The sequence below is a fragment of the Sphingopyxis solisilvae genome (genome assembly GCF_015475875.1).
In the GTDB taxonomy this organism is placed as follows: domain Bacteria; phylum Pseudomonadota; class Alphaproteobacteria; order Sphingomonadales; family Sphingomonadaceae; genus Sphingopyxis; species Sphingopyxis solisilvae.
In genome coordinates, this window is sequence record NZ_JADKYM010000013.1 from 22928 (window position 1) to 46102 (window position 23175).

The window sequence follows — 23175 nt, forward strand, 5'->3', positions numbered from 1 at the left end:
CTGCTTCGCGCAGGCCTTTGCCTGCGCCGTGACGCATTGATCAGGAGTATTTATGTCGAAATCATTGGGCACCCTGCTGTTTGCAGGGTTGCTGACCATGGCAGGTCAACCGGCGTTCGCCGAACCTGTCTCGTTGTCCGACGCGCTTGCGCGCGGTCAGGATGTCTCCCCTCGAATTGCCAAGGCCAAAGCCGAGCTGAAGGCGGCCGACGGCCGCGCCATGCAGGCCGGCGTGCGGCCGAACCCAACCATATCCGCCGAAGTTGAGAATTTCAGCGGCACCGGGCCTTATCGCACCTTTGGCCAAACCGAGACCACGGTCGCGGTGTCGCAGCCGTTCGAACTCGGCGGCAAGCGGCGCGCCCGCAAGGAGGTCGCAGCGGCCGAGCGGGATTTTGCGCAGGTCGCGCTCCGCAAGGCCGAGGCCGACCTTGCCTATGACATCATCGTATCGCACGCCGAGCTGCGCGCGGCGGAGGATCGCGCCAAGCTGGCCGACAGCGTCTATGCGAGGGCAGTCGAACTGGCACGCATCGCCGAGACCCTCGTCGACGTCGGGCGCGATCCGCCGCTGACCAAATTGCGGGCCGACGCGCTGCTGGCCGAAGCAAAGGCGGAAAGCCTGCGCGCCAAGGCGGAGCTTTTGTCGGCGCGGCAGGAACTGGCCTTGCGCATCGGCAGCGAAGATCCCGAGCTGTCCGCCATCGCTCAGGATATTCCGACGCCGCCAGCCTTGCCGGCTGACGCGCAGAGCCTCGACGAACGCCTCGCGGCAGCCGAGCGCGATGCGGCTTCAGCGCGGGTCCGGCTCGCCCAGGCCGAGGGCGTTCCCGACATCACCGCGTCGGGCGGCGTCCGAAACTTCCGCGAAAGCAAGGATACGGCGTTCATCGTCGGCGTCTCGATCCCGCTGCCGGTGTTCAACCGCAATCGCGGCAACATCTATGCAGCGCGCGCGAGCGGCGAAGCCGCCGAAGCCCAGCTTGCGCAGACCCGCCTCGACACCCGCTTCTCGCGGCGCGATGCCGAACTGATGCTTTCGGCCGCCACGGAGCGTGTGACGGCCTTGTCGGGCGCCGGCCTGTTCCAGGCGAGCGAAGCCGCCCGGGTCGCCGAGATCGGATACCAGCAGGGCAAGTTCACGCTCATCGAGCTCATCGATGCCCAAGAGGCGCTGACCAGCGCCAATCTCAAACTCATTGAAGCCGAACTCGACCGCGCCCGCGCCTTGGCTGCGCTGGGCCGCGCGAACGCGCAATAGGGGACTGAACTCATGCAAATCTTCGAAAACAAGAATCGCCTGATGGCCGCCGTGGCGGTCGGGGCGCTCGTGCTCGGCGGCGGCGGCATCCTGATCGGCCGGTCGATGACCACACCGGTCGCGGCACCCGCTGCGGCACCTGCCGAGGAAGAAGAGGAAGGCCATGTCGAAGGCCAGATCCTGATGGACGAGGCGCGCGCCAAGGGCGCGGGCATCGTCACCGAGACGATCCAGGCTGGCGGCCTCGGTTCTGAAATTCTCGCGCAGGGCATCGTCGCATCGACCCCCGAGGGCGAGGCCGTACTGACGGCGCGTGCCGACGGGGCGATAACCCGCATCAATCGCCGCCTCGGCGACGAGGTGCGCGCTGGCGAGGCGGTCGCGGTGATGGAAAGCCGCGATGCGGCCGCCATCGCCTCCGAGCGCAGTTCGGCGACGGCACGCCTGGCGCTCGCGCGCTCGACCTATGCACGCGAAAAGAAATTGTTCGATGCGCGCATCACGGCGAAGCAGGATCTCGAGGCCGCCGCGGCGGCGCTCGCGGAGGCCGAGTCCGAAGCGCGGCGGTCGCAATCGGCCGCCGCGGCCGCCAAGGTTTCGGGGGACGGCCGCACCCTTGCGGTGACGAGCCTGATTTCGGGGCGGGTTACCAAAGCCGATGCGAAGCTCGGGAGCTATGTGCTCGCCGGAACCGAATTGTTCCGGGTCTCCGATCCCCGCCGCATCCAGATCAACGCCTCGGTGCTCGCCGCCGATGCGCGCCGGATCAAGCCGGGCGATACCGCAGTCATCGAACTGCTGGGAGGCGAGACCGTGAATGCGGTGGTTCGCTCGGCAACCCCGAGCCTCGACGCCGAAAGCAAGACCGCGACCATTGTCCTCGTTCCCGACGGTATCGGCGGACTGACGCCGGGCCAGGGGCTGCGCGCGCGGATCAAGCCGCGCGGTGCCGCCGGTTCCAGCCTGATCGCGCTGCCCGAGGAAGCCGTGCAGACCGTCGAGGGCCGCGAGGTCGTGTTCGTCAAGACCGCCAAGGGCTTCCAGGCGACGACGGTCGTCACCGGCAAACGCGGTGGCGGACGCATTGAAATCGTCGATGGGGTGAATCCGGGCGCGGTCATCGCGACCAAGGGCGCCTTCCTGCTCAAAGCCGAAATCGGCAAGGGCGAGGCGGAGCATTGAGATGATCGAAAAACTTCTCGACGCGTCGATACGCTTTCGCTGGGGGGTTGTTCTCCTCACCCTCATCATTTCGGCCTATGGCCTGACCGAGCTCCTCAAGCTGCCGATCGACGCCGTGCCCGACATCACCAACAAACAAGTCCAGATCAATACGGTCGAGCCCAATCTCGGCCCGCTCGACATCGAACGGCTGGTCACCTTTCCCGTCGAAACCGCGATGGCCGGCATTCCGGGCCTGCAAAGTTCGCGCTCGATTTCGCGCAACGGGTTCAGCCAGGTCACAGTGATCTTCGAGGATCATACCGACCTCTATTTTGCCCGCCAGCAAGTAGCCGAACGGCTCAATCAGGCCAAGGGCACCTTGCCCGACGGCGCCGAGCCGCAAATGGGGCCGGTCTCGACCGGCCTCGGCGAAGTGCTGATGTATACCGTCGATTTCGACCGCTCGGCGAAAAAACCGAAGACCGCTGGCAAGCCAGGCCCTCAACCCGACGGCTCCTACATTACGCCCTCCGGCGAGATATTGACCGACGAGGTGGCTAAGCTTGGCTATTTGCGGACTGTCCAGGATTGGGTGATCCGCCCGCAACTGCGCTCGGTATCGGGTGTCGCCGGCATCGACTCGATCGGTGGTTATGAAAAGCAGTTCGTCGTCCAGCCTGATGCGACCAGATTGGCGAGCTATGGCATCAGCTTCTCGGAGCTGGCCGAAGCGCTGGAACGCGCCAATATCTCGGTCGGGGCGAACTTTGTCGAACGCGGCGGCGAGGCCTTCCTCGTCCGTGCCGACGGACGCATCCGGACCCTCGATGAAATCTCCCGGGCCACCGTGGCGAGCCGCGGCGGCGTTCCCGTCATGGTGCGCGATGTCGCGACCGTCCAGATTGGCGGCGAATTGCGTACCGGTTCTGCCTCCGAGAACGGGAAAGAACTTGTCGTCGGCACTGTGTTGATGTTGGCGAACGGCAACAGCCGCATCGTAGCCTCGGCAGCGGCCGAGCGCCTCAAGGATGTCGCCAAGTCGATGCCGGCGGGTATCGTCGTCAAGCCGGTCCTCGACAGGTCGCAGCTTGTCGATGCCACGATCGGCACGGTCGAAAAGAACCTCGCCGAAGGTGCGCTGCTCGTTGCGGCTGTGCTCTTCTGGCTGCTCGGTAACTTCCGCGCCGCGGTCATCGCGACCCTCGTGATTCCGATCTCGTTCCTGGTCATGGGAACGGGGATGAACATCACCGGCACGTCGGGCAATTTGATGAGCCTTGGCGCGCTCGATTTCGGGCTGATCGTCGACGGCTCGATCATCATCATCGAAAACTGCCTCAGGCGATTGGCGGAACGACAGCATCTGGAAGGACGCCTGCTCTCGCTGAGCGAGCGCTTGCACGAGGTGTATGAAGCATCGCGCGAAATGGTGAAGCCGACGATCTACGGGCAGGCGATCATCTTCCTCGTCTTCGTCCCCTTGCTGACGTTCACCGGGGTCGAGGGCAAGACCTTCTCGCCGATGGCAATCACGGTGCTGCTCGCGCTGGCAGGTGCGTTCGTGGCGTCGCTCACCTTCGTGCCCGCGATGGTGGCGCTGCTCATTCGCGGCAAGGTCGCCGAGAAGGAGGTGCGTGCGATCGCATGGGTGAAGACGCGTTACGAACCCGTGCTCAAGCGCGTCATCGCGCGTCCCTGGCCCTGGATCGGTGCCGGCGGCGGCACCTTTGCTGCGGCCATCCTGGTGTTCGGGATGCTCGGAAGCGAGTTCATCCCGGTGCTCGGCGAGGGCAATCTCGCGATGCAGGCGCTTCGCATTCCCTCGACGTCGCTGAACAAGTCGCAGGAAATGCAGCTACAGGTCGAAAAGGCCGTGTCCACGCTTCCGGAGGTGGCCTTCATCTATTCGAAGACCGGCACGGCGGAGGTCGCCAGCGATCCGATGCCGCCGAACGCGTCGGACACCTTCATCATCCTCAAGCCCCGCGATACCTGGCCTGACGGAGTCCGCACCAAGGATGATGTTATCGAACGCGTCGAAAAGAAGCTCGAGCCGCTCGTCGGCAACGCATTCGAAATCAGCCAGCCGATCCAGCTCCGCTTCAACGAGCTGATCGCCGGTGTGCGCGGCGATATCGCGATCAAGCTATATGGCGACGATCTCGACGAAATGGGCCGCGCGGCGCAGCAGGTCGCGGCGATCCTGAACACCGTTCCGGGCGCGGCCGACGTCAAGGTTGAACAGACCGCAGGCTTCCCCGTGCTTGATGTCCAGTTCGACCGCGATGCCATCGCCCGTTACGGGCTGACGTTGCAGGATGTCAGCGATACCGTCGCCGCGGCGCTTGGTGGCCGCGAAGCCGGCATCGTATTCGAAGGCGACCGGCGATACGATATCGTCGTCCGTCTCGATCGTGCCACGCGCGACGATCTCGACGCGGTGGGGGCGCTCCCTGTGCTCCTTCCCGGCGAGGGCGGTGCGCGGGCATCGGTGCCGCTCAGCGAACTGGCCAAATTCGGTTTCTCCGAAGGGTTGAACCAGGTCAGCCGTGAAAACGGCAAGCGGCGGGTGGTGGTGCAAGCCAATGTCCGCGGCAACGATCTTGGGTCCTTCGTCGCCGAAGCACAGGAGAAAGTGAACGCGCAGGTCAAGCTTCCGACGGGCAGCTTCATCGAATGGGGTGGGCAGTTCGAGAATCTGCAAGCCGCATCGGCGCGGTTGTCGATTGTCATCCCGATCATCTTCGCGGCGATCTTCGGCATCCTGTTCATGGCCTTGGGCGGTGTGCGGCAAGCCATCGCGGTTTATTCCGCAATCCCTCTCGCGCTGGCCGGCGGCGTCTTCTCGTTGCTGCTGACCGGGCTGCCATTCTCGGTGTCTGCGGCGGTGGGCTTCATTGTGCTTTCGGGCGTGACGGTGCTCAACGGGCTGGTCGTGATGTCGAGCATCAACCAGCGCATCGACGAAGGAAAACCGGTGGACGTCGCGATCGGCGAGGGCGTCATGGAACGCGTCCGTGCGGTGTTGATGACGGGTATCGTGCCCGCGATCGGCTTCGTGCCGATGGCGCTCGCCACCGGAACCGGCGCCGAGGTGCAGAAGCCGCTGGCGATCGTCGTCATCGGCGGGTTGATCACCTCGACCTTGCTGACCTTGTTCGTCCTGCCCGCGATCAGCCATCTGCTGCTTCGCGGCCGGCACAACAAGCATGTCGCCGGCGACTATACGGACGTGACCGCCCTTGGCGAACGGGTGTTCCTGCCCGGTGACGACACGGGCGGCAAGCCGGCATGAGCGAGCATCAAGCTCCTCATGCCACGCAGGACGAAACCGATGGCGGCTCTCTGCCGCCATCGGCTTTCCCGGCAGGCAGGGTGATGAAGACCTCCATATTGCTGCTTGGACTCTTGCTTGCGGCCTGTTCATCCGGAAAGCCGAGCGCCGACGCGGACAGCGCCGGACATGGCGATATGCAGCATGCGGCCGCGGCCACATCGACGCCGGCGGCCAAGGCGTTCGAGGCGGCCGCCGATAAGATGCACAAGGATATGGCGGTGGTTCTCACCGGCGACGCCGATACCGACTTCATGCGCTCGATGATCCCGCATCATGAGGGCGCCGTGGCGATGGCCAAGGTCGCGCTCGAACATGGCAAGGATCCCGAAGTGCGCGAGATCGCCAAATCGGTCATCGCAGCGCAGGAAAAGGAAATTACCGTCATGCGAAGCTGGCTGGCGCGGCGCGACAAGGCGGCGCCGCAAAGCCCGCCCAAGGTGAACTGACATGGCCGGGGCTCCCGATCGCGCCGGCGTCACGGGCGGTTCTGAAAACCCGGACGAACGCCGGACGCTATGGGTCGTTCTCCTGCTCAATGCCGCGATCGCCGGCGGCTTTTTTGTCAGCGGCTTCTTCGCGGACTCCAGCGCGCTGGTGGCGAACGGGGTCGATAATAGCGCCGATGTCGCCGTTTACGCGATCAGCCTCGCCGCGCTCAGTCGCGGCGACCAGTGGAAGACGCGCGCGGCCAAGGCGTCGGGCGCGATGCTCCTGCTGTTCGCCGTCGCCATACTCGTCGACGTCGCCCGCCGCTATCTCCAGGGAAGCGAACCGATTGGCGCGACGATGATGATCATGTCCGCCATCGCCGCGGTCGTGAACTATATCTGCCTGCGGCTGCTGCAGCGGCTGGAGAAGCCCGACGTCAACCTGCGCGCAGCGACGACGTTCAGTTTCAACGATTTTGCGTCCAACGGCGGCATTCTTGTCGCCGGAGCGCTCGTCCTGTGGCTCGGCAGCAACTGGCCCGATCTGCTCGTCGGCCTCGCGACAGCGGGGATCGCGATCAAGGGCGGAATAGAAATCCTGCGCGACGCGCGCAGTGAGGAAAAAACCGCAAAAGACGGGTCGACCTAGATGGAAGACTCGGCGGCATCGGCGAAAGCGCAGCGACGGAGATGCGGCACGATGCATCCGCTGTCCCCGTTTCTTTCCGATTTGGCACCGATGCGTGCGCCGCAGAACGTCACGACGTCCAGAGCTGACCGGCACCTTGCCGGTTTTCACCGCGGCGCAGGTCCCCCGCCTGCGTCGCGGACTAGCTTGCCGAAGCGAGGGCCGAGCCGATGTTCGCGGTAGGAACCTCGCTCCGTCTGCAGGTGCCGATCGGGCGCGTCTGGCGCTTGCTCGTCGATGTTGAGCGCTACGGCGACTGGCACCCGACGCTGCGCTTTACCGATCGCCCCGGCGACGAGGAGCGGCTGAACTATATCTATTCGCCGCGCGGCGCACGCGGGCCGGAGTTGGCGGCCGAGGGACGGGTTACCGGGCTCGACTGGCTGACCAGCTTCTCCTGGCTGACGGGGATGCCGGGCGTGCTCGTGATCGAGGAGAGTTACCGCCTCGAGAAATTGGGACAAGGCGTCGAGGTGACGCATCGCCTCGCCTGCCGCGGCCTCTTCTCCTGGCTCGGCTACCCTTTCCTGCGGCGCTTCTGCCGTGTCTTCCTGACGCGCTCGAACAGCGCGCTCGAACAGCATTTCCGTCGCTCGACGGTCCAATCCCGATACGCTCGGCCAAGCGGACGGCGCGCATGAAGGATGATAAGATCTTGGCCGCCGGGAGCCCTTGGCTCCTTGCCCCCGCCCCCCCGGTCGAGGGTCACTGGCGGCCAAGGAGGTGCGGGAGTGGGTCGCGTGCCAAGGCTCCCGCACCTCGTCCATTCGGCAGGACGGGGTGTCGCCCGGACCCCCTCGAATTTGGCAAAAGAAAAGGATCGCATGATGAGTGACCAGCTGCGGCTCGATATACCGCTTCTTCTGCCCGAGGTCGGCGACGAAGCCGATCGCTGCGTCGCGCGCCTGACCAGCGAACTTGAAGGCCGCGAAGGTGTCGACAAGGTCCATGTCGTGCGCGCCGACGACAGCATGGTGCCGCAGCTCTGTATTCATTACCGGCCCGACATCCTCCCGCTCGAGCGGGTACGCCAGCTCGCGCGGCGTGCCGGTGCGAAACTTACCGAGCAATATCAGCATCTCCTCTGGACCGATGTCGAGGGGCTCGGGCACACGCGCCGCGCCCGCACGGTCAGCGACCGACTGCGCCAGCTTCCCGGCGTCGTGGAAGCCGAGGCGACCGCGGCGGGCGTGATCCGCGCGGAGTTCAGCCGGACCGATATTTCACTCGACCAGATCCGCTCGGCACTCGCCGATATGGGCGTCTATCAAAAATCGGCGGGGGAGACGAAGGCGATGCCAACGAAGCACGCGCAGGAAGAAAAGGGCGACCATAAGGATCATGATCATGGCGAAGGGGCCGGCGGCGATCATGGTCACGCCCACGGCGGGATCTTCGGCGCAAACACCGAACTTTATGTCGCGCTCTTGTGCGGCGCGGTTCTCGGGATCGGTTTCGCGATTGAGAAGCTGACAGGCTTGCCAAGCTGGGTGCCGCTCGCTTTCTATATCGGTGCCTATGGCCTTGGCGGCTGGTTCACGCTCCGCGAGGCGATCGAAAATCTGAAGCTCAAGCGTTTCGAGATCGATACACTGATGCTCGTCGCGGCCGCTGGCGCCGCCGCGCTCGGCGCCTGGGCCGAGGGCGCGCTGCTGCTCTTCCTCTTCAGTTTCGGGCATGCGCTTGAACATTATGCGATGGGCCGCGCCAAGCGCGCGATTGAGGCGCTTGCCGAACTCGCACCGCAAACCGCGGTCGTTCGCCGCGACGGCGAAACGGCCGAGATTCCCGTCGAGCAATTGCTCGTCGGCGATATCGTCATCGTGAAACCGAACGAGCGGCTTCCCGCCGACGGCTTCGTGACCCTCGGCCGATCAAGCGTCAACCAGGCCCCGGTGACCGGCGAAAGCGTGCCGGTCGACAAGGAGCCGGTGGCCGACCCGAAAGAGGCGGCGGCGCGCGCCGACGCGCTCGAGGCGAAACACCGGGTGTTCGCGGGCACGATCAACGGCGAAGGCGCCATCGAGATTGCGGTGACCCGGATTTCGAGCGACACGACGCTCGCGAAGGTCGTCAAGATGGTCAATGAGGCCGAGACCCAGAAGTCGCCGACCCAGCGCTTTACGGACAAGTTCGAGCGGATATTCGTGCCGAGTGTCCTCGGCCTCGTTTTCCTCCTTCTCTTCGCAGGGTTCGTCGTCGACGAGCCCTTCCGCGACAGCTTCTACCGCGCCATGGCCGTCCTCGTCGCGGCGAGCCCCTGCGCGCTGGCGATCGCCACGCCCAGCGCCGTGCTCTCCGGTGTCGCGCGCGCCGCGCGCGGCGGCGTGCTCGTCAAAGGCGGCGGGCCGCTCGAAAATCTCGGTTCGCTGACCGCGCTGGCTTTCGACAAGACGGGAACGCTGACCGAAGGACGTCCGCGCATCACCGACACGATCCCGGCGCCTGGGGTCACCAAGGAAGAGCTGCTTGCCATTGCAGTTGCGGTCGAGAGCCTGAGCGATCATCCGCTCGCGGCCGCCATCGCACGCGATGGCCGGGAGATTTTCCCCGACGCCGCGCTTCCGGTCGCCACCGATCTGAAGAGCCTGACGGGCCGCGGGGTCGAAGCCAAGGTCGACGGCGAAATCGTCAGCATCGGCAAGGCCGAAATGTTCGGCACCGACGGCATCGCACCGCTATCGGCCGAAATGGCGACCGCCATCACCGGGCTCCGTGAGAAGGGTCGAACGACGATGGTCGTGCGCAAGGGAACGCGCGATCTCGGTGCGATCGGCCTCATGGATACACCGCGCGCCGCGGCGCGCGAGACGATCGCACGTCTCAGCAAGCTCGGTATTCGTCGCATGATCATGATCTCCGGCGACCATCAAAAGGTCGCCGAATCGATCGCCGCCGAGGTCGGTCTCAACGAGGCATGGGGTGACCTGATGCCTGAGCAAAAGGTCGATGCCATCAAAAAGCTTCGCGCCGAGATGCCCGTCGCGATGGTGGGCGACGGCGTCAACGACGCCCCCGCCATGGCGAGCGCCACCGTTGGCATCGCAATGGGCGCGGCAGGCTCCGACGTCGCGCTCGAGACCGCCGACATCGCGCTGATGGCAGATGACCTGTCGCATCTGCCTTTCGCGATCGGCCTCAGCCGGCGCACCCGCTCGATCATCCGCCAGAATATGGTGGTCAGCCTCGGCGTCGTCGTCGTGCTGGTTCCGGCGACGATCTTCGGCCTCGGGATCGGTCCGGCGGTTGCGGCGCATGAAGGCTCGACCCTCGTTGTCGTCGCCAACGCGCTGCGGCTTCTGGCTTATCGCGAATAACCGGGCCGAGGTGGCGTAGCCAATATGGGAGTTGAGTGTGTTTGAGATTGCAAGGGAGACGCTGCTGCCGCGGTCGCCGGCGCAGCTTTGGGACGTTTTGGTGGATTTCGACCACTATGAGCGCTGGAATCCCTATGTCCGGCCCAAAGGTCTCGCCCAACGCGGGGCGGAGGTCGAATATTCCTTCCGGATGAATCCGGCCAATCCGCGCTTCTGGCGCGTCACCGCAACCCTGTCCGAATGCGAGCCGGGTGCGCACCTCGCGTTCGACGTGAAGCTCAGCCGCCTGCTGCTCTCGATCGAGGAACATTTCCGGATAGAGCCCGCGCCGGAAGGCGCGCGGTTGATCCACATCATAAGCTGCAAGGGCCTGATCGCGCGGCTCAGCCTCCCTAAGACGCGCCGAAATTTTGAAGTGCTTCTCAGCGAAACCGACCGCTTCCTGACCCAATATCTCGCTCGGCCGCGAGCCAAGCCACCAGCGAAGGTCATGCGAAAGAAAGGCGAACGGCGACCGTGAACCGGATTGTCCGCGAAACGCAGGCCGGAGATCGCGCCGCCTGGCCAGCGCTGTTTGCCGCCTGGCTGGCTGCGCTCGCCGCGAGCCTCGGAGCCATCTTCATCGGCGAGGTGATGGGGCAGCCCCCGTGCGTCCTTTGCTGGTTTCAGCGCGCCTTCATGTTTCCGCTGGCGATCATGCTTGCCATCGCCGCCTTCCGGTCAGACCGCCATGTCGTGCCCTACGGGCTCGCACTGGCGGCGGGGGGCTGGCTTGTCGCCCTCTATCACCTGCTCCTTTACGTGGGCTTCATCCCCGCACCGATCGTTCCGTGCGACGGCGGGCCGTCTTGCTCGAGCGAATCGATGAGCGTCGCTGGCGTGCCGCTTCCGCTGCTGTCACTCGCTGCCTTCTCGGCCATTTTCGGGCTTTTGCTCATTTTCCAAAGGAGACTGAAATCATGAACAGACGTTTCGGCGTGGTAGCCACCCTGGTCGTATCGGCGCTCGCATTCACCGGCGGCGCCATGCTCTACAGCGGATCGGTCGCAGGCGAGCCCGCACCAAAAGCGGTTGCCGGTCCCGTCGATGCGCTTATCCGGCCCCATTCGGCTGTCATCGGGCCGAAAAATGCGCCGGTGACCATCGTCGAATTCTTCGATCCCTCCTGCGAAGCCTGCCGCGCCTTCTTTCCCAAGGTGAAGGAAATCCTCGCCGCTTATCCGAAGGATGTGCGGCTGGTGATGCGCTATCTTCCCCTCCACCCGGGATCGGCCGAAGCGATCGTTATGCTCGAGGCCGCACGTGTCCAGGGCAAGCTCGAACCCGTGATGGCCGCGGTCCTCGATGCCCAGCCCGACTGGCATGACGGCAAGATGGACGCGGCATGGGCGGCCGCCGAAAAGGCGGGGCTTGATGTCGCGAAGGCGCGTGCCATGCCCTCCGCCGAGGCGATGGCATGGATGGAGCAGGACATCGCGGATGCGCGCGCTGTCGGCGTGCGCGGAACGCCCACCTTCTTCATCAATGGCCAAAAACTGCCCAATTCCTCGCCGGAACAGCTCGAAGCTGAAGTTCGCGCGGCGGTCGCTGCGAAGGGCAAGTGACGATTTGCGTCCCGGCGAAGCCCGGGGCGGGCCGTCCGTACCGCGATTGATGCACAAGATGTCGGCCACCTTGCCGCGAATATAACCCGGGTCGCCGCCCGGTCGTGGGCGAAGACCGCATATTCAGAAGGCATTCAAAGACGAGGGCGGATTGCTGGAAACCGAAAAGGAGAGGCTGACATGCGCAGATTTCTGACCATCGCGGCGGCGATGCTTGCCTTCGCCGTTCCCGGCACGGCCCTTGCCCAGCATCATGACGATCGCGGCGGCTGGAGCCGCGGCGATGATGCCCCGCCGGGGCGCGACCGCGATTATCACTCGGCGCGCCACGACGTACCCAATCATGGCTATGACCGAGGCTATCGCTCGAATGATCGCGATTATCGCGGCAATGATCATCGCTACGAGCGGCGCGATCGCTATGAACGACGCTACCAGAAGCGCCGCATGCACCATCATCATCGCGGGCGCCACTGGCGCGGCTAGGCCCGATCGCGCGGTGGACGAAAGGCCGTTACCGCTCCGCCCGATAGATTGAAATCGAACCGGTCGGCGTCGCGATGATCTTTGCCTCTTCCACGGCGTCGAAACCGGCGGATGCGAGAGTGTCCGGCATGCAGCCGCGGGCATTGGGTTCGGTATATTCGACCCCGTCGAGCCACTGGATCTGGCGGAACAGCATGCGCATCAGGGGCGAGCGCTGCTCGCCGTAATCGGCGATGAACAATTGGCCGCCCGGCCTAAGCAGGCGATGCATCTGCGCGGCTATGGCTTGCTTGATCTCCATCGGACATTGATGAAACACGAGGCTTGAGACGATCTTGTCGCATCCCTGAAGCGCGGCGATCCCATCCAGCTCATCGCCCATTGCCTCGAACCAATGGATATCGGCGCCAGCAGTGCGGGCTTTGGTTTGAGCGATCTCCAGCACGGCCGGGTCGGGGTCCACTGCCAAAATCTCGCTTTCCGGCTCGCCTTCCTTCAACGCGATCGCCAGGGTCCCCGTGCCGCAACCGATATCGACAATCCGATCGCCCGGTTGCGGTGCGACAAGCTTCAGCAAGTCGCTTCGCCACCTTTTCTCTCGGGTCATGAGTGCGATTGCGGCGTCATAGCGGTCGAGCGAACCGCTCTTGCCAAGCGCGGGTACGAAATCTCTGTCGGTGTCGGTCATGACCCTTCTTTAACGGCGGCCATCGCATCCGCGCTTGAACGGAGGGGCTATCCCTCGATCATGAGATCGCTCGCGCAAATGCCGAACATCGCCTTGATCGTGCGCGCGAAATGGGCACTGTCGCTGAACCCTGCCATGTGGGCCGCCTCCGTTGCGCTATGCTGTCCGCCGATCGCGTCGAACGCAATCAGCAAGCGGCGCCACAGCACATAGCGTTGGAATGGCATTCCGATTTCGGCGGTGAAGAGATGGCGGAAGCGTCCGAGGGACAGGTCGCTCTCCCGGCCGGCGTCGGCAAGCCGGACGGGGCCTGCCTCGATGAGCCGATCGATCCTCATCGCGGCTCGCACGATGCGCGCATCGAGCGGTCGGCGCGGTTCAAGTGCGAGCCAAGCCTTCCAGAAGCCGGTGCCGCGGTCGCTCGTGACATGGACCTGCTTCACGCCGTTCAGGCGCGCTTTCAGATCGTCCGGCGGACCGAATTGGATCGTCGGCTCGACATACCAGAGCTCCGCCTCGCTCGCCGGAAGAAGGCAGTGAACGGCTTCGGGCTCGATGAGCAGGCACCGACCTTTGTAGCGCCGCCCCTGGCTATCGATCACTTCGACCGGATCGTCGGAAAAGACCGCCTGCGCGGCGAAGTGCCGATGGGGAATGGTATCGCCGACCGAACCCGACCAGCAGGCGAGAAAATCGCCAATGCGAAGTCTCCCTTTCCAATGTGCGAGGCCGGTCATGCTATTCTGATAGCAGCAGGTCCACCTGGCCGTCACCCCGGGCGATGAAGCGGCTTGGCGTTCCTATATTTCTGAAGAGGCGGCGTCCGGTCAGGTAAGGTGCTCGCATGGACCGAGCGGAACTTGCTTCGGCGCAGCGCGAGAGGCTCGCGCCCGTTGGCGTTGTGCTCCTCGGGAGTCTGATCCCGTTGATCGCGGGTTAGCCAAAGACGCCGATTCCATATTGATTGCCAGGCCCCAATCAGTCAGTGCAAATCATTCTCAATAAAGGTGGCTGGCGTGACGATGACCCTGAACCGAAATTCATTCGCGCCGATGCGGGCGCTGGGGCGCGGCGCTCTGGCTGTTCTGCTCTTGGCCCTGATCGCCCTCCAGCCGGCCCGCGCGAGCGAACCCGAGGTTCAGACCATTTGGCGGCTGCTCGATTATGTTGCCGTTGATTATCCCGGTGCGGTGTCCGGCGGCAGCGTTATCAGTCCGGCCGAATATGCCGAGATGACCGAGTTTGCAGCGCAGATCGAAGCGCGATTGAAACGCCTGCCGCAGAAGACCGCGAAGCCGAACTTGGTGGCTCGCGCCGCCACCTTGCGGCAATCGATAGCTGCGAAATCTGCACCGGCGACGATCGAAGAACAATCGCGGGGGCTCGCCGAGGCGTTGCTTGGAAGCTACCCTGTTCCGCTGGCGCCGCGGTCGACTCCCGATCTGGCGCGCGGCGCGAAGCTTTACGCGGAAAATTGTTCCATGTGTCATGGCGCAACCGGCGCTGGAAACGGCCCGGGCGCCGCGCGACTCGATCCGCCACCGATCGCTTTCACGAACGCGGCGCGTGCGCGCGAGCGCAGCCTGTTCGCGCTCTATCAGGTGATTTCGCAAGGCCTTGAGGGCACATCGATGGCGAGTTTCGAAGCCCTTCCCGACGGAGATCGCTGGGCGCTGTCCTTTTATGTCGGCAGCCTCGCCTTTCCCGAATCTTCGCAATCCTCCGGTCGGCAGATATGGGACAGGGACGCGCCCGTTCGGGCCGCCATACCCGATCTTGCGACCCTCGTGGCCAAGACTCCCGCGCAGCTTGCGCGCGAGTTTGGGGATGGCAAGGCCGGGCCGCTGACGGCCTTCTTGCGTCGCCAGCCCGAAGCCGTCGTTGCGAAACCGGTCGGCTCGCTGGCGCTGTCCCGCCAGCGCCTCGAAGCGAGCCTGAAAGCCTATGCCGCCGGCGACCGCGGTGCAGCGTCCGATCTGGCGTTATCCGCCTATCTCGATGGATTTGAACCAGTTGAACCGGTTCTTGCGGCGCGCGATCCCGACCTCATGGCGAAGATCGAGCTGGCAATGGGAAATTTGCGTTCGGCCATCGGAAAGGGTCGCCCGATTGCGGAAGTCGAGGCGGCAAATGCCGAAGTGGCGCGGCTGTTCGTCGAAGCCGAGGCGGCCCTCGCGCCCGAGCGGGCGAGTGCGTCGTCCAGCTTTCTCGGCGCGTTCGGCGTTCTCCTGCGCGAAGGCCTTGAGGCATTGCTGATCGTCATCGCCATGATGGCCTTTCTTCGTAAAACCGGGCGGACCGACGTGATGGGCTATGTCCATGGCGGCTGGGTTTCGGCTCTTGCCGCAGGGGCGTTGACCTGGTTCGTGGCAACCTACTTTATCGGGGTCAGCGGGGCATCGCGCGAGCTCACTGAAGGCTTTGGTTCACTCTTCGCCGCGATCATCCTGATCTCGGTCGGTATCTGGATGCATGGCAAGAGCAATGCCGAAGCTTGGCAGCGTTATATCAAGGAGAAAATCTCCGCCGCGCTGTCGCGCCGGTCGGCGTGGTTTCTGTTCGGCCTGACCTTCCTCGTGGTCTATCGCGAGGTGTTCGAGACGATCCTCTTTTACGCAGCCCTATGGGCGCAGGGAAATGGCGGCGCCATGCTGGCGGGAGCTGCGACGGCTGCGGTCCTGCTGGGCCTAATCGCCTGGGCCATGCTGCGCTACAGCGCCCGGCTCCCGATCACGCAGTTCTTCTCCTGGAGCGCGGCGCTGATCGCAGTCCTGGCCATTGTCTTGGCCGGTAAGGGTGTCGGCGGGTTGCAGGAAGCCGGTCTGCTCGGCGTTACGCCGCTGGCCGGATTTCCCCGAGTTCCGATCCTCGGGGTATACCCGACGCTTCAGACGGTGCTGGCGCAGCTTGCGGCCGCGATCATCCTTGCCGCGGGCTTCTGGTTCAATCGGGCAACGGCGCCGCGCGCGGCTTAGCTTCGCGCGGCGGAGAACATCGTGAGCATGCTGTCAGTGGGCACGAGCAACGACGGGCTTCCCGCACGTCACTCTTCGGCAACTCCTGCCTTGTGCGAAGAAATCTCTCCAAGCGCGTCGCGGATAATATCATAGGCCGAATGGAGGAAGAGCAGCGCGATGACGCCGGCGACGAGAAGGTCGGGCCAGGCCTTGCCGGTCACCGCAACCAGACCAGCCGCGACGATAACCGCCACATTGGCAAGGGCATCGTTGCGCGAGAACAGCCAGATCGCGCGCGCCGTCGCGTCGCCTTCGTTGCGGAAGCGGCTGAGCACCAGCGCCGCCGAGATGTTGACGAGCAGCGCCACGACACCGATGCCGCCCATGAGATCGGCCTCGGGCGCGATCGCATGGAAGGAGCGCCAGATCGCCGATCCGATTACCCCGAGTCCCAAGACGGCGAGAAAGCAACCCTGAACAAGCGCCGTGCGGCTACGCGCGACGGCTGTCCAGCCAAGCGCGATCAGTCCAATAAGGGTGATCGAACCATCGCCGATGAAATCGAGCGAGTCTGCCTTGAGCGCCTGCGACCTTGCGAGGAAGCCGCCGGCCAGTTCAATCACGCCAAAGCCAAGGTTGAGAATGACGACGATCCAGAGCGCGCGGCGATAGGCGGGATCGACACCTGCGCGCTCTTCATCGGCCTCGCAGCCACAATCGCTCATGTCGTCAATCCTTTCCCGTCGCGAGTCGGGGGTCTATATGCACCCTCTAGCAACTATAGGGTCAAGCGATGAAAATCGGAGAATTGGCACGCGCGACCGACACCAAGGTCGAAACCATCCGCTATTATGAATTGGCAGGACTGCTGGCGCCGCCTGCGCGGACCGCTGGCAATTACCGTTCATACGGAAGTGACGAACTCGAGCGCCTGTCTTTCATCCGGCGCGCGCGGGACCTCGGATTTGCGCTGGAGGAGGTCCGCGAACTTTTGGCGCTTGCCGACGACCGCGACCAGCCATGCGGCGCCGTCGATGCGGTCGCGAGCAGCCATCTCGCGACGATCGAGTGCAAGATTGCCGACCTCTCCCAGATGCGCGATGAACTCGCACGCATCATTGGCGGCTGCCGTTTGGGAAAGGTCGGCGACTGCAAGATCATCCAGACGCTGGGGCCGATGCGCGGTTCGGCGCAGGGCTGATCCGTGCCGGATGGGCTGGCGGTCAACCCGTCAGGGTGCGGACTTCGCCTCGATCCGCGTGATGCTGCCCTCGGCACCGTTCCAGTCGAGTTCGAACGCGACGCGGTCGCCGATCTTCAGACCTTTGAGCAAATCCGACGGGGCCTTGAACCCCATGGCCATCGGCGGCCATTTCAGGGCAGCGATTTCGCCATGATCGAGCGTGACCGTGCCCTTGGCGGCATCGATCGCGGTGATCGTTCCTTCGCCTTTGCCATGCTGCACTTCGGAAGCCGAGGTGGCCGCTGTCGCTTCCTGGGGAGCGGTGGTGGGCTGTTTGTCGGCTTCGGGGCTGCAGGCCGAAACGGCGATCAGCAGCACCATGCTGCCGGCCAGAATGCGCATCGATTTCATATTCGGTCTCCTTGTTTTCATGTCACGTCGTCGGGGTTTTCAACGGTTGTTGATCGGGCCATCGCCGGCGCATCATCAGATAGGCGGCGGGGACGATGAACATCGAGAGCAGCGGCGCGGTGATCATCCCTCCGATCATCGGTGCGGCGATCCGGCTCATCACCTCGGAACCGGTCCCGGTTCCGACGAGGATGGGGAACAGCCCCGCAAGGATGACCGCGACGGTCATCGCCTTGGGGCGGACCCGGAGCAAGGCTCCGTCGCGGATGGCCTCCTCGATCGGGCCGTCGCCACGCGCGGCGAGCGCCTGTTTAAGATAGATGAGCATCACCACCCCGAACTCCGCCGCAACGCCCGCGAGCGCGATGAAGCCGACCGCGCTTGCAACCGACTGGTTATAGCCGAGCAGATAGAGCAGCCACAGCCCGCCGGTGAGCGCGAAGGGCAGCGTCGCCATGATGAGCAGCGCTTCGTCCCAGCGGCGGAAGGTCAGGTAGAGCAGGGCGAGGATGATCGCGAGCGTGACGGGTATGACGATCTTCATCCGCTCGGTCGCGCGAACGAGGAATTCGAACTGGCCCGTGTAGGAGACGCTGATCCCCGGCGGCAATTTGACGTCGCGCGCGACCGCCTGCTGGATATCGCCGACCAGCGTCTGCAAGTCGCGGTCGCGGCCATCGACATAGATCCAGGTCACCGGCCGCGCATTCTCGCTGCGCAGCATCGGCGGGCCATCGCTGATCCGCACCCGTGCCACGGTGCTCAGCGTGATCTGCTGGCGCGACGGCGTGAGGATCGGCAAGTTTTCCAGCTTGCCGAGGCTATCACGAAGTTCGCGCGGATAGCGCACGTTGATCGGGTATCGCGCCAGCCCCTCGACCGTTTGCCCGATGGTCTCGCCGCCGATGACGCCGCCGACCAGCGCCTGCACGTCGGCGACATTAAGCCCAAAGCGCGCCGCAGCCGCGCGATCGATGTCGACGTCGATATAGCGCCCGCCGGTCAGCCGCTCGGCGAGCGCCGAGGCGACGCCCGGAACCTTCCGGACGACCGCCTCGATCCGCTTCGCGGTGCGGTCGATCTCGGCGACATCCGATCCTGCGACCTTGATGCCGACCGGGCTCTTGATCCCGGTCGCCAGCATGTCGATGCGGTTGCGGATTGGCGGGATCCAGAAATTGGCGAGGCCGGGGACCTTCACGCGCGCATCGAGTTCGGCGACCAGCTTCTCTGGCGTCATCCCGGCGCGCCATTGATCGCGCGGCTTGAAGCGGATCGTCGTCTCGAACATTTCGAGCGGCGCAGGATCTGTCGCGGTGTCGGCGCGGCCGGCCTTGCCGAAAACGCTGTCGACCTCGGGCACCGTTTTGATGAGCCGGTCGGTCTGCTGGAGCAGGCTCGACGCCTTGGCGGTCGAGATGCCCGGCAGCGCCGACGGCATATAGAGGAGGTCGCCCTCGTCGAGCTGCGGCATGAACTCGCCGCCAAGCTGGGTCAGCGGCCACAGGCTGGTCGCGAAGATCAGCCCCGCGATAACCAGAGCCCTTTTGGGACGGCGCAGTACTTGGTCGAGCGCGGGGCGATAGGCGTGCGTCAGCCAGCGATTGACCGGATTGGCCTGTTCGCTCGGGATCCGCCCGCGGATGAGCCAGCCCATGAGCACCGGGACGAGGGTGATCGACAGGATTGCCGCCGCCGCCATGGCATAGGTCTTGGTAAAGGCGAGCGGTCCGAACAGCTTCCCTTCCTGTCCCTCGAGCGAGAAAATCGGGAGAAACGAGAAGGTGATGATGAGGAGGCTCAGGAACAGCGCCGGGCCGACTTCTGCGGCGGCGTCGGTGATGACCCGCCAGCGATCCCTGCCCTCTAACGGCTTGCCGGGATGATCGCTTTCCCAATGTTCGATATGCTTGTGGGCATTTTCGATCATCACGACCGCGGCATCGACCATCGCGCCGACCGCGATCGCGATGCCGCCGAGCGATAATATATTGGCGTTCAACCCCTGGAACCGCATGACGATGAAGGCGATCAATATGCCGAGCGGCAGGGTGAGGATCGCGACGAGCGACGAGCGCGCGTGCCACAGGAACAGCGCACAGACGACCGCGACGATGATGAACTCCTCGACGAGCTTCGAGGTGAGATTGTCGACCGCGCGGTCGATCAGACCCGACCGGTCATAGGTGGTGACGATTTCGACCCCCGGCGGCAGCCCAGCCTTGAGTTCGGCGAGCTTGCCGCGCACCCCCTCGATCACCTCGCGGGCGTTCTGGCCCTGGCGCATCACGATCACCCCGCCCGCGACTTCGCCGACGCCGTTGAGCTCGGCGATACCGCGCCGCATGTCGGGACCGATCTGGACGGTCGCGAGATCGCCGATCGTCACGGGGATGCCGCCCGCTGCGGTGCGGAGCGGCACCGCACGAAAATCGTCGAGGTTTTTGAGATAGCCACCGGCCCGCACGATATATTCGGCTTCGGCCATTTCGACCGTCCCGCCGCCGCTTTCCTGATTGGCGCGTTTCAGCGCCTCGGTGACATCCTGCGCGGTGACCCCGAAAGCGGCCAGCTTCTGCGGGTCGACGACGATCTGATACTGGCGCACCATGCCGCCGATGCTCGCAACCTCGGCGACGCCCGGCACGGCCTTGAGCTCGAAGCGCAGGAACCAGTCCTGCAGGCTGCGCAGCTCGGCAAGATCGTGGCGCCCGCTCTTGTCGACGAGCGCATATTCATAGATCCAGCCGACGCCGGTTGCGTCGGGGCCAAGCGACGCCTTCGCCCCTTCGGGAAGGCGGCTCTGCACCTGGCTCAGATATTCGAGCACCCGGCTGCGCGCCCAATAGAGGTCGGTGCCATCCTCGAACAGCACATAGACGAAGCTGTCGCCGACGAAACTGTAGCCGCGCACGACGCGCGCGCCGGGAACCGAGAGCATCGTCGTCGTGATCGGATAGGTGACCTGGTCCTCGACAATGCGCGGCGCCTGTCCGGGATAGGTGGTGCGGATGATGACCTGCACGTCGGAAAGGTCGGGGAGGGCGTCGACCGGCGTCGTCCGCACGGCGGCGATCCCGATCAGCGTCAGGATCAGCGCCGCCGCGACAACCAGCCCGCGCGCTGCCACCGATGCGCGAATGATCCGTTCGATCATTTCGCATCCTCCAGCGGACGCACCGCGATGCCGGTCAGGCTCGCTTCGGAATCGAGGAGGAACTGGCCCGACGCGACGACCTTCTCGCCCGCCGTGAGGCCGCGCAAGATTTCGGTCGTGCCGCCGCCCTCGCGCCCGGCCTCGACTTCGGCGGGATGATAGCGGCCGTCGCCCATCTCGAGCATCACGATCGTGCGCGTTCCGGTGCGGATGACCGCTTCGCTCGGCACGAGCAGCGCGGGCCTGGCGTCGCCCCCCAATGCGACGGTCGCGAACATGCCGGGGCGCAGACGCCCGCCGCGGTTGGCAAGTTCGATGCGCACGGTCAGCGTTCGGCTGTCCGCCGCCGCGGTCGGCAGGATGGCGACGACACGGCCGCCGAAGCTTTCGCCGGGAAAGGCGGTGAGCTTGGCGTTCGCCCGCTGGCCGACCTGCACCGTTCCGGCCTGGGCTTCGGGAAGCGCGGCATTGAGCCACACCGTTCCGAGCCCCGAGATTTCGGCAAGCGTCTGGCCTTCGGCCAGCGTCACGCCGGCGCGTGCGCTGAGCGTCTGGATGACGCCGCCGATCGGCGCGCGCACCGTCACGGTGCCGCTCGTGCGGCCGCTGCGATCGACCTGCGCGATCACCGCTTCGGCCATGCCCATCAGGCGCAGGCGCTGCCGGGCGGCGGCCGTGAGGTCGGGCCTGCCGAGCCGTTTGACGCTCAGATATTCGGTCTGCGCGCCGCCCCAGTCGGGCGACTGTACGTCGGCGATTGGTGCGCCCGCGCGGACCACGTCGCCCGGCGCGAGCCGGTAGACGCGCTCGACGAAACCGCCCGACCTTGCCTGGACGATCGCCACGTCGCGCTGGTTGAAATCGACCGTCCCGGTCACGTCGAGCGTCGCGGCGAGGCTGCCCATTTCGGCAGCAACCACACGGATGCCGAGGCTTTGCCGTGCCGAGGGATCGACCGATACGCCCGGCGCAGCGTTGCTTCCGCCGCTCCCCTCGGCATATTTGGGGACGAGTTCCATGTCCATGAAGGGCGACTTGCCGGGCTGGTCGAACTTCTGGTTCGGGAACATCGGATCGTAATAATAGAGGACTTTGCCGCCATCGCCGCTGGGCACCCCGGACGCCGTGTCGCCGCCGCCGCGCTGGCCGAGCCAATAGCCTCCGCCGCCTGCGACCAGTACGGCGGCCATGATTGCGGCACGCCACCGCGCCGCCGTCGGTACATCGGTCATCGCCGCGTCTCCCCATAAGTGTAATTGATCCGCACCGCGTCGCGCGCCACCTCGGCTTCGCGCGCCAGCGCATCGACCTCGGCTTCGGCAAGCGCGAGGGTCGATAACAGCGCGGTGCCGAGATCGAGACGCCCCGCCCCGAAGCTTTCGAGGTCGAGCTGGGCGCGCTTCTTGGCGAGCGGCACCAGTCTGGTTCGCGCATTCGCCAGCTGTTCGTCGTGCATTTGGTGCATCGCAAGGTCGGCGGACAGCGACGCCTCCGCCTCGCGCTCGGCCGCTTCGCGATCGAGCCGCGCCCGCGTCGCCTCGCTCGCGCGCGCCGCGATTTTGGGGTCTTGCCGTTTTTTCGCGAACAGCGGCAGATCGATCGTCACCCCGACCGTGACGAGATCGCCAAAATTGGGTTCGCGTCGGCCATAGGCGGCGTTGACCGTCCAGTCGGGTCGCTTGTCGGCGCGCGCCAACCCGGTGTCGGCATCGGCGGCCAATGTCCGTGCGTCATAGCCGCGCAGCAGCGGCAAGGCGGCGAGGCCGGCGCGCAGCGCGTCGCCATCGACGGCGAGCGGGGGCAGGTCGCCCGTCGTATCGACTGCGGTGTCGCCGGTGAACCGGGTGAGCTGCGCCCGGTACCGCGCGATATCGGCGATGAGCGCGCTGCGCCGGTCGGCAAGCTGGGCGCGCAGTTGCTCGGGTTCGAGCGCCTGCGCCGGGCGCGCCGCACCGCTGGCGAGCCGCGCGGTCACCGTCGCTTGCAGATCGTCGAGTTCGGCATCGAGCAGATCGAGTTTCTTGAGCCGCTTTTTCGCATAGTGAAGATCGATCCACGCGAGCGCGGTGGCGAGGCGAACATCCTGCGCCGCGATCGCCTGCTCGGCCTCGGCGACGCCGATATCAGCGTTCGCGCGCAAGGCGCGGGCGCGGCGCTTGGCGGGATTGGTGAACTCCTGGCTGATGCCGATGACCTGCATCGTGAAATCGTCGCGGTTGAACCGGCCCGCATCAGGGCCGGTGACCGGGAAATCCTTGACCGCAAGATCGAGCTTGGGGTCGGGCAAGCGGTCGGCGGCGATGGCGGACGACCGCGCGGCATCGAGCCCCGCCGCACGGGCTTGCAATTCCGGCGCTCGTGCTTCCGCCAACCGAAGCGCTTCGTCGAGCGACATCGGTTCGGCGTGCAGCGCGGCGGGCAGTGATAGCAGAGCTGCTGCAAGAAATAAGCGCATGCTGACCCCCTTTTTGGCCATGGCAAGGCCGCCCCCCGG

At 65.2% G+C, this 23175-nt stretch carries 20 protein-coding genes; 13 read left to right on the plus strand and 7 right to left on the minus strand.

All coding sequences use genetic code 11. From position 1 onward, the window contains the following. Positions 1 to 52 precede the first annotated feature (52 nt). The 11 genes from IR187_RS10655 (at position 53) to IR187_RS10705 (ending at position 12285) form a co-directional block, all read left to right on the plus strand. The gene (locus tag IR187_RS10655; protein WP_194954589.1) at positions 53 to 1261 is read left to right on the plus strand and encodes a TolC family protein; all 1209 of its coding nucleotides are present in this window, start codon (positions 53 to 55) and stop codon (positions 1259 to 1261) included. A gap of 12 nt (positions 1262 to 1273) precedes the next feature. Beyond that, positions 1274 to 2443 (plus strand): efflux RND transporter periplasmic adaptor subunit, encoded by a 1170-nt coding sequence (locus tag IR187_RS10660; RefSeq protein WP_194954590.1) that lies wholly within the window; start codon positions 1274 to 1276, stop codon positions 2441 to 2443. Between the two features lies 1 nt (position 2444). Next, positions 2445 to 5720 carry an efflux RND transporter permease subunit gene (locus IR187_RS10665; RefSeq protein ID WP_194954591.1) on the plus strand — a complete coding sequence of 1092 codons (3276 nt, stop codon included), beginning with the start codon at positions 2445 to 2447 and terminating at the stop codon, positions 5718 to 5720. An 83-nt stretch (positions 5721 to 5803) separates the two neighbouring features. Continuing rightward, positions 5804 to 6208: a CopM family metallochaperone gene (gene copM, locus IR187_RS10670; RefSeq protein WP_194954648.1), complete on the plus strand. Its 405-nt coding sequence runs from the start codon at positions 5804 to 5806 to the stop codon at positions 6206 to 6208. Position 6209: 1 nt separating this feature from the next. After that, positions 6210 to 6839, plus strand: a complete 630-nt coding sequence (locus IR187_RS10675) for a cation transporter (protein ID WP_194954592.1) — start codon at positions 6210 to 6212, stop codon at positions 6837 to 6839. 209 nt (positions 6840 to 7048) lie between these two features. Continuing rightward, on the plus strand, positions 7049 to 7519 hold the full coding sequence (locus IR187_RS10680; protein WP_194954593.1) for an SRPBCC family protein: 471 nt from the start codon (positions 7049 to 7051) through the stop codon (positions 7517 to 7519). Between the two features lie 186 nt (positions 7520 to 7705). After that, positions 7706 to 10195 (plus strand): heavy metal translocating P-type ATPase, encoded by a 2490-nt coding sequence (locus tag IR187_RS10685; protein WP_194954594.1) that lies wholly within the window; start codon positions 7706 to 7708, stop codon positions 10193 to 10195. Positions 10196 to 10232: 37 nt separating this feature from the next. Beyond that, positions 10233 to 10715 carry an SRPBCC family protein gene (locus tag IR187_RS10690; RefSeq protein WP_194954595.1) on the plus strand — a complete coding sequence of 161 codons (483 nt, stop codon included), beginning with the start codon at positions 10233 to 10235 and terminating at the stop codon, positions 10713 to 10715. Further along, positions 10712 to 11158 (plus strand): disulfide bond formation protein B, encoded by a 447-nt coding sequence (locus IR187_RS10695; protein WP_324187683.1) that lies wholly within the window; start codon positions 10712 to 10714, stop codon positions 11156 to 11158. The genes IR187_RS10690 and IR187_RS10695 overlap by 4 nt, the downstream gene beginning before the upstream one ends. Continuing rightward, positions 11155 to 11799, plus strand: a complete 645-nt coding sequence (locus tag IR187_RS10700; protein WP_194954596.1) for a DsbA family protein — start codon at positions 11155 to 11157, stop codon at positions 11797 to 11799. Before IR187_RS10695 ends, IR187_RS10700 begins: the two co-directional genes overlap by 4 nt. Positions 11800 to 11979: 180 nt before the next feature. Continuing rightward, positions 11980 to 12285 (plus strand): hypothetical protein, encoded by a 306-nt coding sequence (locus IR187_RS10705; protein ID WP_194954597.1) that lies wholly within the window; start codon positions 11980 to 11982, stop codon positions 12283 to 12285. Between the two features lie 28 nt (positions 12286 to 12313). On the opposite strand, the gene IR187_RS10710 is transcribed toward IR187_RS10705, so the two are convergent. Both IR187_RS10710 and IR187_RS10715 read right to left on the minus strand, forming a co-directional pair. Continuing rightward, on the minus strand, positions 12314 to 12973 hold the full coding sequence (locus IR187_RS10710; protein WP_194954598.1) for a class I SAM-dependent methyltransferase: 660 nt from the start codon (positions 12971 to 12973) through the stop codon (positions 12314 to 12316). A 47-nt stretch (positions 12974 to 13020) separates the two neighbouring features. Next, positions 13021 to 13710, minus strand: coding sequence for a helix-turn-helix domain-containing protein (locus tag IR187_RS10715; RefSeq protein WP_194954599.1), 690 nt, complete (start codon positions 13708 to 13710; stop codon positions 13021 to 13023). A gap of 285 nt (positions 13711 to 13995) precedes the next feature. On the opposite strand from IR187_RS10715, the gene IR187_RS10720 reads away from it, so the two are divergent. Then, positions 13996 to 15948, plus strand: a complete 1953-nt coding sequence (locus tag IR187_RS10720) for a cytochrome c/FTR1 family iron permease (protein ID WP_228765808.1) — start codon at positions 13996 to 13998, stop codon at positions 15946 to 15948. A gap of 68 nt (positions 15949 to 16016) precedes the next feature. Here the strand turns inward: IR187_RS10720 and IR187_RS10725 are convergent, their stop codons facing one another. Further along, the gene (locus IR187_RS10725) at positions 16017 to 16655 is read right to left on the minus strand and encodes a cation transporter (protein WP_194954600.1); all 639 of its coding nucleotides are present in this window, start codon (positions 16653 to 16655) and stop codon (positions 16017 to 16019) included. 68 nt (positions 16656 to 16723) lie between these two features. Between IR187_RS10725 and IR187_RS10730 the strand changes: the two genes are divergently transcribed. After that, on the plus strand, positions 16724 to 17131 hold the full coding sequence (locus IR187_RS10730) for a MerR family transcriptional regulator (protein ID WP_194954601.1): 408 nt from the start codon (positions 16724 to 16726) through the stop codon (positions 17129 to 17131). Positions 17132 to 17161: 30 nt separating this feature from the next. On the opposite strand, the gene IR187_RS10735 is transcribed toward IR187_RS10730, so the two are convergent. The 4 genes from IR187_RS10735 to IR187_RS10750 are packed head-to-tail and all read right to left on the minus strand — an operon-like array spanning position 17162 to position 23136. Further along, complete coding sequence (locus tag IR187_RS10735; RefSeq protein WP_228765789.1) at positions 17162 to 17524, minus strand: copper-binding protein; 363 nt, start codon at positions 17522 to 17524, stop codon at positions 17162 to 17164. Positions 17525 to 17546: 22 nt separating this feature from the next. Then, positions 17547 to 20681, minus strand: coding sequence for an efflux RND transporter permease subunit (locus IR187_RS10740; protein WP_194954602.1), 3135 nt, complete (start codon positions 20679 to 20681; stop codon positions 17547 to 17549). Next, complete coding sequence (locus tag IR187_RS10745; RefSeq protein WP_194954603.1) at positions 20678 to 21913, minus strand: efflux RND transporter periplasmic adaptor subunit; 1236 nt, start codon at positions 21911 to 21913, stop codon at positions 20678 to 20680. Before IR187_RS10745 ends, IR187_RS10740 begins: the two co-directional genes overlap by 4 nt. After that, positions 21910 to 23136, minus strand: a complete 1227-nt coding sequence (locus IR187_RS10750) for a TolC family protein (RefSeq protein ID WP_194954604.1) — start codon at positions 23134 to 23136, stop codon at positions 21910 to 21912. Before IR187_RS10750 ends, IR187_RS10745 begins: the two co-directional genes overlap by 4 nt. Between the last annotated feature and the right edge of the window lie 39 nt (positions 23137 to 23175).

Bases quoted from the DNA above. Each gene is read 5' to 3' on its own strand.
- IR187_RS10735 (WP_228765789.1), bottom strand. From the start codon at position 17,524: ATGAAATCGATGCGCATTCTGGCCGGCAGCATGGTGCTGCTGATCGCC.
- IR187_RS10730 (WP_194954601.1), top strand. From the start codon at position 16,724: ATGAAAATCGGAGAATTGGCACGCGCGACCGACACCAAGGTCGAAACC.
- IR187_RS10685 (WP_194954594.1), top strand. From the start codon at position 7,706: ATGAGTGACCAGCTGCGGCTCGATATACCGCTTCTTCTGCCCGAGGTC.
- IR187_RS10710 (WP_194954598.1), bottom strand. From the start codon at position 12,973: ATGACCGACACCGACAGAGATTTCGTACCCGCGCTTGGCAAGAGCGGT.
- copM (WP_194954648.1), top strand. From the start codon at position 5,804: ATGAAGACCTCCATATTGCTGCTTGGACTCTTGCTTGCGGCCTGTTCA.
- IR187_RS10745 (WP_194954603.1), bottom strand. From the start codon at position 21,913: ATGACCGATGTACCGACGGCGGCGCGGTGGCGTGCCGCAATCATGGCC.
- IR187_RS10715 (WP_194954599.1), bottom strand. From the start codon at position 13,710: ATGACCGGCCTCGCACATTGGAAAGGGAGACTTCGCATTGGCGATTTT.
- IR187_RS10660 (WP_194954590.1), top strand. From the start codon at position 1,274: ATGCAAATCTTCGAAAACAAGAATCGCCTGATGGCCGCCGTGGCGGTC.
- IR187_RS10740 (WP_194954602.1), bottom strand. From the start codon at position 20,681: ATGATCGAACGGATCATTCGCGCATCGGTGGCAGCGCGCGGGCTGGTT.
- IR187_RS10680 (WP_194954593.1), top strand. From the start codon at position 7,049: ATGTTCGCGGTAGGAACCTCGCTCCGTCTGCAGGTGCCGATCGGGCGC.
- IR187_RS10655 (WP_194954589.1), top strand. From the start codon at position 53: ATGTCGAAATCATTGGGCACCCTGCTGTTTGCAGGGTTGCTGACCATG.
- IR187_RS10750 (WP_194954604.1), bottom strand. From the start codon at position 23,136: ATGCGCTTATTTCTTGCAGCAGCTCTGCTATCACTGCCCGCCGCGCTG.
- IR187_RS10665 (WP_194954591.1), top strand. From the start codon at position 2,445: ATGATCGAAAAACTTCTCGACGCGTCGATACGCTTTCGCTGGGGGGTT.
- IR187_RS10720 (WP_228765808.1), top strand. From the start codon at position 13,996: ATGACCCTGAACCGAAATTCATTCGCGCCGATGCGGGCGCTGGGGCGC.
- IR187_RS10725 (WP_194954600.1), bottom strand. From the start codon at position 16,655: ATGAGCGATTGTGGCTGCGAGGCCGATGAAGAGCGCGCAGGTGTCGAT.
- IR187_RS10705 (WP_194954597.1), top strand. From the start codon at position 11,980: ATGCGCAGATTTCTGACCATCGCGGCGGCGATGCTTGCCTTCGCCGTT.
- IR187_RS10675 (WP_194954592.1), top strand. From the start codon at position 6,210: ATGGCCGGGGCTCCCGATCGCGCCGGCGTCACGGGCGGTTCTGAAAAC.
- IR187_RS10700 (WP_194954596.1), top strand. From the start codon at position 11,155: ATGAACAGACGTTTCGGCGTGGTAGCCACCCTGGTCGTATCGGCGCTC.